At 57.2% G+C, this 12,646-nt stretch carries 11 protein-coding genes; 4 read left to right on the forward strand and 7 right to left on the reverse strand.

Annotation, left to right across the window (positions count from 1 at the left end; all coding sequences use genetic code 11):
• Window positions 1-12 precede the first annotated feature (12 nt).
• From ACFQZG_RS16970 to ACFQZG_RS16980, 3 genes are all read right to left on the reverse strand, one after another.
• Window positions 13-849, reverse strand: a complete 837-nt coding sequence (locus tag ACFQZG_RS16970) for a carbohydrate ABC transporter permease (protein ID WP_378154591.1) — start codon at window positions 847-849, stop codon at window positions 13-15.
• Window positions 849-1,706, reverse strand: a complete 858-nt coding sequence (locus ACFQZG_RS16975) for a carbohydrate ABC transporter permease (protein WP_378154593.1) — start codon at window positions 1,704-1,706, stop codon at window positions 849-851. The genes ACFQZG_RS16970 and ACFQZG_RS16975 overlap by 1 nt, the downstream gene beginning before the upstream one ends.
• 74 nt (window positions 1,707-1,780) lie before the next feature.
• The gene (locus ACFQZG_RS16980; protein WP_378154595.1) at window positions 1,781-3,100 is read right to left on the reverse strand and encodes an ABC transporter substrate-binding protein; all 1,320 of its coding nucleotides are present in this window, start codon (window positions 3,098-3,100) and stop codon (window positions 1,781-1,783) included.
• A 388-nt stretch (window positions 3,101-3,488) separates the two neighbouring features.
• On the opposite strand from ACFQZG_RS16980, the gene ACFQZG_RS16985 reads away from it, so the two are divergent.
• Window positions 3,489-5,321 carry a sensor histidine kinase gene (locus tag ACFQZG_RS16985; RefSeq protein ID WP_378154597.1) on the forward strand — a complete coding sequence of 611 codons (1,833 nt, stop codon included), beginning with the start codon at window positions 3,489-3,491 and terminating at the stop codon, window positions 5,319-5,321.
• The gene (locus ACFQZG_RS16990) at window positions 5,293-6,045 is read left to right on the forward strand and encodes a response regulator transcription factor (protein ID WP_378154599.1); all 753 of its coding nucleotides are present in this window, start codon (window positions 5,293-5,295) and stop codon (window positions 6,043-6,045) included. The genes ACFQZG_RS16985 and ACFQZG_RS16990 overlap by 29 nt, the downstream gene beginning before the upstream one ends.
• Before the next feature lie 68 nt (window positions 6,046-6,113).
• Here ACFQZG_RS16990 and ACFQZG_RS16995 read toward each other — a convergent pair whose 3' ends face one another.
• Window positions 6,114-7,328, reverse strand: coding sequence for an MFS transporter (locus ACFQZG_RS16995; protein WP_378154601.1), 1,215 nt, complete (start codon window positions 7,326-7,328; stop codon window positions 6,114-6,116).
• Between the two features lie 217 nt (window positions 7,329-7,545).
• Here ACFQZG_RS16995 and ACFQZG_RS17000 point away from each other — a divergent pair, with 217 nt between their 5' ends.
• Window positions 7,546-8,292 (forward strand): ABC transporter ATP-binding protein, encoded by a 747-nt coding sequence (locus ACFQZG_RS17000; RefSeq protein WP_378154603.1) that lies wholly within the window; start codon window positions 7,546-7,548, stop codon window positions 8,290-8,292.
• Window positions 8,289-10,259 carry an FtsX-like permease family protein gene (locus tag ACFQZG_RS17005; RefSeq protein ID WP_378154605.1) on the forward strand — a complete coding sequence of 657 codons (1,971 nt, stop codon included), beginning with the start codon at window positions 8,289-8,291 and terminating at the stop codon, window positions 10,257-10,259. The genes ACFQZG_RS17000 and ACFQZG_RS17005 overlap by 4 nt, the downstream gene beginning before the upstream one ends.
• Before the next feature lie 34 nt (window positions 10,260-10,293).
• Here the strand turns inward: ACFQZG_RS17005 and ACFQZG_RS17010 are convergent, their stop codons facing one another.
• The 3 genes from ACFQZG_RS17010 to ACFQZG_RS17020 form a co-directional block, all read right to left on the reverse strand.
• Window positions 10,294-11,289 carry a sensor histidine kinase gene (locus tag ACFQZG_RS17010; protein WP_378154607.1) on the reverse strand — a complete coding sequence of 332 codons (996 nt, stop codon included), beginning with the start codon at window positions 11,287-11,289 and terminating at the stop codon, window positions 10,294-10,296.
• Window positions 11,286-11,957, reverse strand: coding sequence for a response regulator transcription factor (locus ACFQZG_RS17015; RefSeq protein ID WP_378154609.1), 672 nt, complete (start codon window positions 11,955-11,957; stop codon window positions 11,286-11,288). Before ACFQZG_RS17015 ends, ACFQZG_RS17010 begins: the two co-directional genes overlap by 4 nt.
• Before the next feature lie 77 nt (window positions 11,958-12,034).
• Entirely contained in the window at window positions 12,035-12,643 is a 609-nt protein-coding gene (locus ACFQZG_RS17020) for a transglutaminase-like domain-containing protein (RefSeq protein WP_378154611.1), read from the reverse strand.
• Between the last annotated feature and the right edge of the window lie 3 nt (window positions 12,644-12,646).

Genomic DNA, 12,646 nt, shown 5'->3' on the forward strand with positions numbered 1-12,646 from the left:
CCTATCGCTTGATCAGCCCTTCAAGGCGCCGGCGGTCAAGCCTTCTATGATATATTTCTGAGCGACCAGGAATACGGCGACGATCGGCAGCATCGACAAGCAAGCCGCGGCGAACGCCAGCCCGTACTCGGTTGAATTTTCTCCGAAGAAGTAGAACTGTTGGACGGTCAGCGTCTTCACCGCTTCCTTCTGGAGCACGATCAGCGCGACGTTGAAGTCGTTCCACATCCATAGGACGTAGAGGACGGCCAAACACGAAGTGATCGGCTTCAGCAGCGGGAACACGATTTGCCAGAACGTCCGGTAGGGCCCGCAGCCGTCGATAATCGCCGATTCCTCCAATTCTCTCGGAACGGATTTGATGAATCCGATTAGGAGGAACGTACAGTAAGGAATGCTGGTTCCGACCAGAACGAGAATAGCGCCCGTAAGGGAATTGAGCAGCAACGTCGTCTTCAGCAGCTTATAAACCGGAATCATGATGATCTGGAAAGGAATCATAAGCGCGGCCAACAGAAGAACCTCGGCCATCCGGTATCCCCGCTTGGCGTAGTTGCGGGCGATGACGTACGCCCCCATCGCGCTGGATAGAATAATGAGCGTCGTCGACGCGACGGTTACGATCATGCTGTTGAAGAAGGATCTGCCGATGTTCATCATGTCCATCGCTTTCGCGTAATTCGCGAATTGGAGCTTATCCGGCAAGGCGAGCACCGATTCGGCGATTTCCAGCGGCGACTTGAAGGACGTCACGACCGACAGGTAGAACGGAGTCAGGAACACTAGCGCGAGCGCCAGGACGAGCAGGTTGACCGACCATTGTTGGAAGCGAGCCGCAATCGGTCTCATCAGGCTTCGATCTCCTTTCGGCGCAGCAAGCGGGACACGGTTAGACCGACGACGAGCAAGAAGGCCATGAACAGGAAGGCCAAGGCTTGGCCGTATCCGGCTTTGTTGTAAGCGAACAGATAGTTATAGATGTAGATCGCCAGCGTCTCCGTAGCCCGGACCGGACCGCCGCCCGTCGCGACGAGAGGGAACGCGAATTCGCGCAAGCCGCTCGTTAACGACAGCGTAATGCATACGGTGAACGCGGGAACGATCATCGGCACCGTGACGTGCGCGAAGCGATGCCAGGCGCCGGCTCCGTCGACCGTCGCGGCTTCGTACAGATCTTTGGGAACGCCGCTTAGCGCGGCGAGATAGATCAGCATGCTGATGCCGACATTGTGCCATACAGCCAGAATGACGATGCCGAACAACGCCGTGCCGGTACTGCTGAATAAGCTCTGCATATCGAACAGCTCTTTGAACAAGTCTTTGAAGATGAAGGACCACACGAAGGCGGTAAGCACCGGGCTTAAGGCGTTCGGAATGAAGAAAATAAGACGGGAGGCGTTTCGGCCCCGGAACGTCCGGTTCAAGGCAAGCGCCAGGCCCAAGGCAAGCATATTGTTGGCAACGACGTACATTAACCCGTACAGCAACGTATTTTTCAACGGAATCAGCACGTCCGGGCTGATGAAGATATTCCGATAATTTTCGAAGCCGATATAATCCATCGTCCGGGACAAGCCGTTCCAATCGGTGAACGATACGTGGATCCCCATGAAGAAGGGAGTCAACATGGCGAAAGAGAAAAAGAGAGTAACAGGAAGCAGGAAAGACAAGTTCACGGCAGTCCGTCGGATTCGAAATCGATTCATAGGTTAGTCTCCACTCCTCCCGGGGATAGGGGCCCGCCCGGTTCGCGGACGGTACCCTACGCCTCGTGGCTGTCTTACTTGCCGCTCGTCCTTGCGATTCGATCGAATTCGGAATCAAGCTTCTTCAACGCGGATTCGACGTCGCGTTTGGAATCCATGAGGAACTCGACCGTTTTCTGCGCGAGAGCATTGTTGTACTCGGTAGAGAAGTTGGTGCGGATCCCCGTATAATCGAATACTTCTCCGCCGTCCCGGTAGCCGATGATCTCTTGGAAGGTCGGGTTCTCCGGAGGAGAAACGTCCTTGATCAAGGACAGCCCGCCCTTGTTGTTCTGCAGAGACTCGCCCATTTCTTTGGTGGCGACTTGCTCCAGGAACTTAAGCGCCCATTCCTTGTTCGGAGAGTCTTTGTAGACGGCCAGTCCGCCGATGCCGCTTCCGAGCGGCAGGTTGTTGTTCGCCTTGTCTTCGGACCATGGGAACGGGAAGAAGCCTAGGCGAACCTCCGGATTGATTTTCTTGATGGCGTCGACCATGAAGGAGCCGTGTTGCAGAATGCCCGCTTTGCCCGTGGCGACCAACGACAGGGCCGAGTTGGCGTCGGTACCGAACGGATCGGATTGCGCGTAGGCGAAGCGGTCGTTCAGTCTTTCCAGAATGCCGCGCATTTGTTCGTCGTCTACGAACTTCAACGTACGATCCTGCAGTTGGGATATCCAATTCGGGTTCACCGACAACGCGCCCGCGCGCCAGTCGGCTCCGATGTCCCCGGTCACGTAGTAGTTTTCTTTGAAGCCCGCCGCCATGCCCGCGAAGCCGGCTTGCTTGAGCTTGTCCAGCGCTTCTTTGAAGGCGCTATAGGTTCTCGGAACTTCGGTAATGCCGGCTTTCTCGAATACGTCCTTGTTATAGATGACTCCGTTGGCGTTCATGTCGAACGGCAGCGCGTATACTTTGCCGTCGATATATTGGCGTTCGATCGAATTCACGTTGCTTAAGAACGGCTGACCCGTCAGATCGAGCACGAAGCCGCCGTCGAGGTAATCCCGGTTGGCGTCGTTCAGGTTCACCAGCAGCATGATATCCGGAGCGTCGTCGCTGGCGATTTTGGTTTTGAGCATCGTATTGTACTTGTCCGTGTTAGCCGCGATTTCTTCGACCTCGACGTTCGGGTATTTGGCCGTGAAGTTGGAGATCATGTCCGCGACCCATACGCGTGCTCCTTCTTCGACCATCAGATGCGCGATCGTCAGCTTCACCTTAGGCTGGTTCCCTTCCGGCGAAGCGCCGCTTGCGGCAGGCGATGGCGAGGCGTTGTCGCCGTTGCCGTTGCCGCATCCGATCATGACTGCCAGCAGGGCGATGATTACGGTTAAGCCAATCCACTTTTTCATGTTTGAATACCCCTCTCGAACTCGGTATGTCGGATAGGCGGTGGACCCTCCCGCTATCCTAAGGTCATTATATAGAGTCGCTGAATGCGTTTTCATTACACGATGTTACGAGAAATTAGACGATATTATGAGAGTCCGGAACGGCGTCGGGACGAGCGTGGCGAGCCGAGGGAACTGGTGAATATCGTATCATTTTTCGTAGTTTTGTTTAATGCCAGCTTTCCCGGATCGCTTATATAATATAGATACTCTACATTTTAGTAAGCGCTTACAATGTAAAAGTGTTCTTGCTTCCTATGTAACCGCTATCAAGTATAATAGGGGACAAGACGATTATAGGGGCGGTGCCTTTGCGGGGTTCCGCCGGAGACCGGAGAGTGGGGACACCATGACCAGCCTGTCCTGGAGCAGAGCGAGCGCCTATTTCAGATACCCCCGTATGCGGACGCGGCTTCTGTTCTCGTATTTAGCCGTCATCCTGCTGACCGTCAGCATGATCGGATACTTATCGTACCGGATTTCCACGAAGGAGATTATCGGCAATACGAAGGCGTTCTCCGCCATGCTGACGGATCAGCTGTCGTTCTCCGTTCCGAGCCGCGCCGATAGTTTCGAACAAAGCACGTACGCCATTCAGAATAACGAGAAGCTGTTCGCCTTGGTATCGGAGAAAGTGGAATTCGCGACGAAGGAGCGATTGTACCATAATCGCAGGGACGTCGAAGCGATCTTAAGCCTCTTCTTCGGACTGAGCCGGGACGTCCGGGCGGTGCTCGTTCAATCGGAAGAGGGTCACCTCTATTGGTACGAGAGGAATTCGTACCTTAGCCTGAGCGGGAGCATGGACGGCAAGGAGGCCAGGGCGTTATACGATTGGGTGGCGAACCGGCTTGTTGCCGCGGGCAATCCGCAGTCGCTATGGCTTGGGGCGAAGCAAGAGGGCGAGATCGCGTACACGAGGAAGCTGATCGACCCGGCGACGCTCCGATCCTACGGCAGAATCATCTTCTATATGGACGGCGGGTATTTGGACGCCGTGAGCGGCAATCACAACCAGATCTACGGCGGATCGACGGCCATTCTGAACCGCTACGGAGAGGTGCTGTATGCCGAGGATAACGTCAGGCCGATTATTCGAGCCTGGCAGGGCGGCGCCGAACAGGGAGCGGAAGCGCAAGCCTTGATCTCGGTCGGGGGAGAGGGCTACTATATAACGCGCCAATCCTCCACGGATGCGAGCTGGGAAGCGCTGCACATCGTTCCGAGAGCGGAGTTGCTCCTACCTTCCCAGAGATTCAGAGCGTATCTGCTGCTGACGTGCCTGGTTTCGTTGGTCGTGACGGCCGTTATCGCGCTGTGGATCTCGGGAACCGTGACCCGAAGCATCCAGAAGCTCGAGAGGACGATGCGCAGGGTGGAGGAAGGAGACTTCTCCGTACAGGTCAAATCCGCGGGCAACGACGAGATCGGACTGCTCGGCCAACGGTTTAACGTGATGCTCGGGCGCATCAACGAGCTGATACAGAACCTTTACGTCGAACGGTTGGCCAAGCAGCAAGCGGAATTCCAAGTTCTCAAGGCGCAGATCCACCCCCATTTTCTGTTTAACACGCTCGGATCCATACAATGGCTCGCGATTCGGGACAAGCAACCGACGATCGAGAATATGGTTCGGAATTTGATCGGATTGCTCAATACGTCCGTCAAGCGGAAGAGCGAGTTCGTCATGATCCGGGAAGAATTCGAATATATCGATCACTATCTGGATATCCAAGCTTTTCGATACGAGAACCGATTCCGCGTCGTCCGCGAGGTGGATCGTTCGTTGCTCGATTGCATGATGCTTCACTTCATCCTGCAGCCCCTCGTCGAGAATGCCTTGCAGCACGGCATCGAGATGTCCAAGGGCAACGGCGTCCTTACCTTGAGAGCCTATCGGAACGATGCGAACCTCGTGCTCGAAGTCGAGGACAACGGGGTGGGCATGAGCAAGGACAAGCTGGAACGGATCATGAAGAACGGAGAAGGAAGTCTATATCCGGGGTTATACAGCATCGGAGTCAGGAACGTGAACGAGCGGATTCAATTATATTACGGCGATGAGTTCGGACTCCGATACCGTTCGGAGGAGGGACGAGGAACCGTGGCGACGGTGCTGTTGCCGCTGGATATCGCCAAGGGAGGGATCCAACATGCAACAAGTGATGATCGTAGAGGATGACTTCATGTACCGTTATGCGATACGCTCCAGCATGGAGTGGGAGAAGGAGGGCTTCCGCATCTGCGCGGAAGCCATTAACGGCAAGCACGCGTTATCCTTGTTGCGGGAGTGCCGTCCGGACATCGTGATCACGGATATCAATATGCCCGAGATGAACGGGATCGATCTCATCGCGGAACTGCAGGCGCATCATCCGCTGATCCAGATCGTCGTCTTGAGTTCCTACGACGACTTTCCCTTCGTCAAGCAGGCGTTGAAGTCGGGAGCCAAGGATTATTTGCTCAAGCACGAATTGGAGCCGGCGGAGCTGACGGGGTTGCTGAAGCGGCTGAAGGAGGATTCCGCCGAGCGCGAGGATAGACCGGAGACGAAAGGCCGCGCGGAGCTTCCGGTAAGAGGAACGACGCATAGGGAAGTGCAGCAATTGATGGATTATATCAAATCGAATTACAAGGAGCCCATCACCTTGCAGCAGTTATCCAACCATCTGTTCCTGAGCCCCAATTACTTGTGCAGCTTATTCAAGCAAGAGACGGGCATCACGATCGTGGACTATATCAAGCAGTTCCGGATCGAGATGGCCAAGCAATTGCTGGAGAGCTCCCATCTTAAAGTGTACGAGATCGCGGAGAGCGTCGGGTTCACCAGCTCGTCGTATCTATGCCGGGTGTTCAAGGAGATGACCGGAATCAATATCAACGAGTATAAGCGGACTTTGCATTAAGCGTAGTCAGCCCCAAAAAGCCCATCTCCCGGCATAAACAAACGGGAGATGGGCTTTTCCATAGGGAACTACAGCGAATGCGTCTGAGTCATCGTACTTACCTTGCGGTCCGATGGGAGCAGGAATCCGATCGCTCCGAGCAGGGGCAGGAAGGAGGTGGCGCCGATGACGAAGCTCAGGCTCGTCAGATCGATCAATCCGCCCAGGCCTACCGCGCCGAGCGCGCCCATGCCGAACGCGAGGCCGGTAACCAGGCCGGACACCGTGCCGACCTTGCCGGGCACGAGCTCCTGTACGTAGACGACGGTAACGGAGAAGCTGCTGTGGTTGATCAGCCCAAGGATAACGAGAAGCGCATAACTCCACCATTCGGTCGCGAACGGCATTAACATCGCGAACGGAGCCGCGCCTAACAGAGAGAACAGAATGACGTTCCTGCGCCCGTAGCGATCGGCCAGCGGTCCGCCGAAGAACGTTCCGACGATGCCCGCGCCCATGTACAGGAAGATATAGACTTGGGATTCGGGAACGGACAAGCTGAATTTCTCCATCAGATAGAAGACGAAGTAATTGGAAATCCCCGCGCCGTACCAAGATCTCGCGAACACGATCAATACGACGAGGGCGACGGCGATCCGAATCTGCTTGCGCCGTCTAGGATCGATCTCCCTGACTTTGACGACTTTGGTGCGCGGCGGCAATAGAGAGAGATATCCGCGGTACCATCTGGCAATCCACAATTGAATGCCGAGGCCCATGGCCGCGATGGCCGTGAACCAGACGGCGCCGAATTGGCCGTAGGGGAAGAAGATCAACGCGGTCATTAACGGAGCCAACGCTCCCCCTGCATTACCGCCGACCTGGAAGATCGATTGGGCGAGCCCCCTTCGGGACCCGGCTGCCAGATAGGCGATCCGGGCCCCTTCCGGGTGATACATCGCGGATGCTACGCCGACCATGAGAACCGACAGGAGAACCATGGCATAGCCGGGAGAGAAGGCTAATCCGAGCATGCCTGCCCCCGCGATGCCCATTCCTAACGGCAACATGTACGGAGAAGGCTTGGCGTCCGTGTACATGCCGACGAACGGTTGCATGACCGACGAAGAGAAGAACAGGACGAACGTAATGATCCCGAGCTGCGTGTAGCTTAACCCCAGAGCCTCGCGCAGAATCGGGTAAGACGCCGGTATGACGGCTTGCAGCGCATCGTTCATTAAGTGGGCTCCGCTGATGGCGAAGAGGACGGAATAGATCGTTTTTTTGCTCGTTGCTTCGGACATGGCTGCTACGCTCCTCGTGTCGCAATGTTAACGATTACATTATAGCCGCGGGCGTTAATCCGTCGCATTACACAAAGTTACGAAATCTATTCCGATATTCTTGGATTGAAATCCGATGATCCTATGTGACAATAATGTCACCTTGGCGCTCGCCGCATCGATGGATGTCGGCTCTCAATCTGTCTATATTAGGGGTATAGAGGGAAGGAGCATGGTGATGAACGCGGTTATCCGAACGAGAAATCTATCAAAAGACTACGGGGCGACGCCCGTGCTGCGCAACATCGACTTAACGGTCGAAGCGGGAGAGTTGACGGCGATCATGGGGCCTTCGGGCTCGGGCAAGTCGACGCTCATGAACGTGCTGTCCACGATCGACCGGCTGACCGGGGGCGAGGTATGGCTTGAGGGGAAGTCGCTGCTCGATATGAAGAAGCAGGCGGCGAGACAGTTCCGGCAGGAGCGCATCGGGTTTATCTTCCAAGACTATAACCTGCTCGATACGCTGACGGCCAAGGAGAACGTCCTGCTGCCGCTCTCGCTGCGCGGCGTCAAGGCGGACGAGATGGAACGGCGGCTGGCGCCGATCGTCCAATCGCTGAACATCGAAGGCATATTGGACAAGTACCCCAACCAGCTGTCCGGAGGGCAGAAGCAGCGGGTGGCCTCGGCCAGGGCGATCATCGCGAACCCGGCGATCGTGTTCGCCGACGAGCCGACCGGGGCGCTCGATTCGCGCTCCGCGACGCAATTGCTGGAGCAGCTCGTGCAGCTGAACGAATCGCTCGGCACGACGATTCTGATGGTTACCCACGACAGCTATGCGGCGAGCTATTGCAAGCGGGTCATCTTCCTGCGCGACGGCAGCATCGTGAACGAGCTGTACGCGGGCGAACAGAGCCGCAAGGCGTTCTACGACCGCATTCTGGACACGCAGAGCCTGATGGGGGGCAAGCTGCGATGAGCCTGCTCGATTTGACGCTGCGCAACGCGAGACGGAACTTCCGGCTGTATTCGATCTACTTGTTCTCGATGATCGCGGGCGTCATCGTCCAATACACGTTCTCGTCGCTCATGTTCAACGAGGATATCGTGAACGCGCTTCAGAACCGCGACATCTTCCGGACCGGGGCGGCGATCGCGTCCGTCGCCATCTTCCTGTTCATTATTTTCTTCATTCTGTACGCGAATTCGTTCTTCATGCGCCAGCGCAAGCAAGAGTTCGGCATGTATCTCCTGTACGGCTTGAGCGAGAGGCAAGTCGTACGCATGGTGTTCTACGAGACGCTGGCGATCGGAGCCGTCTCGCTCGCGGTCGGCGTGCTGATCGGCGGGTTGCTGTCCAAGCTGTTCGGCATGCTGCTCATGAACTTGATGCAATACGATCAGGCGATCTCGCTCGCGTTCCCGGTCGAAGCGATCGCGGCTACCGCCGCGCTGTTCCTGCTGCTCTCCTTCATCATCAGCGTCCAGAGCTACGTCATGGTGAACCGGATGCAACTGACGGAGCTGTTCCGCGCCAAGGCGAAGGCCGAGAAGCCCGTTCGGGTGTCCGCGGCTTGGGCGCTGATCGCGGCGCTGCTGCTGGCGGTCACGTTCGGGTTAATCTACAGCGGCAAAGGCTCGGTATTCTGGCAAGACTACGCGACGGCAAGCCTGCTTACGGTCGCGGTCGGCATTATCGGAGGCACTTACTTGTTCTTCCGTCAATTCGCCGGATGGCTGCTGCGGACGATCGCGCGCCGACGCAAGTACCACGAAGGCAATACGGTGCTGTGGACGTCGTCGCTGCGCTTCCAGATTCGGGGCAATACGCTGAATCTGGCGTTCATCACGCTGTTCGGCGCGGCGATCATGATGCTCATGTGCTTCATGGCCATTAACTATAAGGTGCAGTTCGAAGCGGTCGGGCGGAATTTACCGAACGACATCGCGTTCGAATCGCAAGGTGCCGAGACGGACGGCAGCATCGACGCGCTGATTCGCGGTTCCTCGCATCCGGTGCGCTATCATCTGACGCACGAGGCGGTCGTCGCCGAACCGGTCACCGACAGGGGTTTCGCGTTCGACAATCCCGAATACTATACGCCGGACGTGCTGCTCGTCTCGGAGGCTGCGTTCAACGAAGCGGTTAGCATGCGCGGGGATAATCGGCGCGTGGAATTGGCGGGCAACGAAGCGGTGTCGCTGTCGCAGGGCTCGGACTTCCCGAAGGCGTTCGCGCCGGGAGAGACGCCGGAATTCGCGGTGAAGACGGGAGAAGGAGCCGAGACGAAGCTCTCCCTCGTCGAGAAGCTCGATTACGCGTATCTCGGCTGGTCGAGCGATCCGATCGCGTCGATGAACGTGAAGCCCGCTGTCATCGTCGTCTCGGACGAAGCGTACGGCGGCTTGCGCGAGCAAGGGGCGAAGCGGACTTTCGAGATTTACGGGGTGGAGGACGCGAAGAACGCCGAAGCGCTGTCCGCCGAGGTGCACGGGATCGTCTCGCGGACGCCGGGCGCCTACTATTCCTCGTTCGCGGACGTCTACTCGAAGCAGATCGAGGGCTCGTCGCTCATGCTGTTCTCCAGCGGCTTCCTCGCGTTGATCGCGACGTTCGCGCTCGCCAGCGTCATCTACTTCAAGCAGCTGCGGGAAGCGACGGACGAGCGGCTGCAATATACGATCTTGCGCAAGCTCGGCATCGAAGACCGGCAGATCAAGAGCGTCATCCGCAAGCAGCTGCTATTCGTCTTCCTGCCGCCGCTCGTCTTGTCCGTGCTGTATAGCTGGTCGATCATCAAGTCGTACATTCTCGACTCGGTGGCCGATTTCCCAGAGCTTCCGGGCATCGCGTGGGGGATTATCGGCGTCTACTTCCTGGTTTATTTGTTGTTCTACTTCTCGTCCGCGAATCTGTATTACAAGATCGTCAGCCGGCGAGTATAAGGAAAAGGTCGTGCAGCATGCTGCGCGACCTTTCCTATTTCCCGTTATTCCGCACCGTACTCAGATAAGGGTCGTTGTTCCTCGGAAAATGAATCGACATCGCCGTATACGCCCCTGCGACGGATTCGCACGAGAGGTTGTGGCCGAGCTTCCTTGCGAGCTCTTGAGCGAGGTACAGCCCCATTCCGGTGGACTTGGCATGGGTTCGGCCGTTGACGCCCGTGAATCCGCGGTTGAACACGCGCGGTAAGTCCGCGGCAACGATGCCGATGCCGTCGTCGCGCACGACGAGCCGCTTCTCGCCCGAGGTCGTCAAGGAGGCGATCGAGATTTCGCCGTTCTCCGCGGTGTACTTCAAGCTGTTCGACAACAACTGGTTCAGGATGAACAGCAGCCACTTCGGGTCCGTCTGCACGATCGTCTCCGGGACGTCCAGCCGAATTCTCACCTTGCGGGAGATGAACGACTTGGCGTGGGCTTTGACCGCTTCCTTGGTCAGTTGCTCCAGATCGCAATTGACGATCTCGTAGTCCTGGTTGAAGCTGTCGAGCTTGGCGTAATATAGCGCTTGGTCCACGTAATGCTCGATGCGCGATACTTCTTCCTCCGCGCCGCGAGGGTCGAATTCGGTTTGCTGCATGAGGCGGAGCACGCTGATCGGCGTCTTGATCTCGTGGAACCAGGAGACGATGAAGTCGTAATATTCCTTCTGCTTCGCTTGGACGTCGTTCAACTCGCGGATATGAGCGATGCGGGCTTCCTCGAGCGCGTCCCGATAAGCTTCCGCTTCCAGGGATAACGGCTCGGGTTCATCGGCATCCCTATTGCGAACGGCACGCAGGTTTATCCGATAACGGTAGAGCAGGAAGAGGGCAAGCGCGAGAAGCGCGAGCAGAAGGGCGTAGAGGAACGTCTGTCCATGCCAAGCGGACGACGGGTCCGCCCAGAATACCGCGATCGTCAGCAGGAATACGGCGGCATTCACGATTAGATAAGGTCGCTCGTACTTCAGGAAGCGCAGGAAGCTCATTCGACGATGTACCCCATTCCTTTGCGGGTGGCGATGAATTCGTCGAGCCCCAGCGTCGCGATCTTCCGCCGCAGCCGATTGACGTTGACCGTCAGCGTGTTGTCGTCGACGAACTGCTCGTCGTTCCATAGCACCTGCATGAGCTCGTCCCTCGTAACGATCCTCCCGATATGGCGCATCATCGTCTGCAGGATAACGAACTCGTTCCGCGACAGCTCGGCCGTCTGCTGCCGGTATTCGACGGACGAATTGGACAGATGGAACACGAGCTCTCTGTGGGAGAGCTGCAGGCTCTCGTCTTGATACGTATAGTTGCGTCGGAGCAGCGCGCTTACCTTCGCCACGAGGACGCCGAGGTCGAACGGTTTCTGCACGAAGTCGTCTCCGCCCATGTTGATCGCCATGATGACGTCCATGTTCTGGTTCCGCGACGACAGGAAGATGATCGGCACCTTGGAGACGGCCCGAATGCGCTGGCACCAGTAGAACCCGTCGTACATCGGCAAGTTCACGTCGAGCAGAACCAGATGCGGCCGGCAGCGCTCGAAGTCGTCCAGCACGCGATCGAACGCCGCCAGCTCTTCGACCTCGTACTGCCATTTGCGAAGCGCCTCGGCGACGATCGATCGGATCTTCTCGTCGTCTTCCACGATCAATATGCGAAACACCGCAACCCCTCCAACTATGGGTCTTTGTCTATCGTCATTATACCATTTCGTCGGGAGACGGGCGGTCGCGCATAGGATTAGATGCGATCGGGCAAGCGATTCCGATACATCGCGAGCACGTCCGAGGATTGCTTGAGCACGGCGATCGTCTTCGGGTTCGGGCCGGCATGGATCGTTGGATAATCGATCTCGTCGTAATGGCCGCGAATCGGGAACGCCAACCGTTCTTCGCCGAGCGAGAACCGCGCGTCGATGCCGGGCTTATTCCCTCTCGCGTCCAGTCGTACCCAACGGCCTGGCGTATCCAGATAGACCGCGTTGAGCGCGTGCAGGCAATGACCGGTGTCGGGGGTGTCTCCCAACGTGAGCCGTTGATAGCAGAATCCCGTCGGTATGCCCTCGCTCCGCAAAATCGCACACAAAAGATTCGACTTGGCGTAGCAGATGCCATGTCCGTGGCGGAGCACCTCGGATGCCGCGCAGGTAACCCGGGCGTCCTGGATATCCCAAGAGTGGGAGATTCGGTCGCGCACGTACTCGTAGGCGGCCTTAACGAAACCGGTATCGTCGCTCGCGCCGGCACGCAGCTCGTCGGCCAGGCGATGAATCGAACGCTCCGAATAGTCGATCTCCTCCGTCTCCGCGAGATAGTCGCTCCTGCGATCGGATTCGATGAGGAAGCGCATGGG

This window comes from Cohnella sp. GCM10027633, assembly GCF_042675445.1.
GTDB lineage: Bacteria > Bacillota > Bacilli > Paenibacillales > Paenibacillaceae > Cohnella.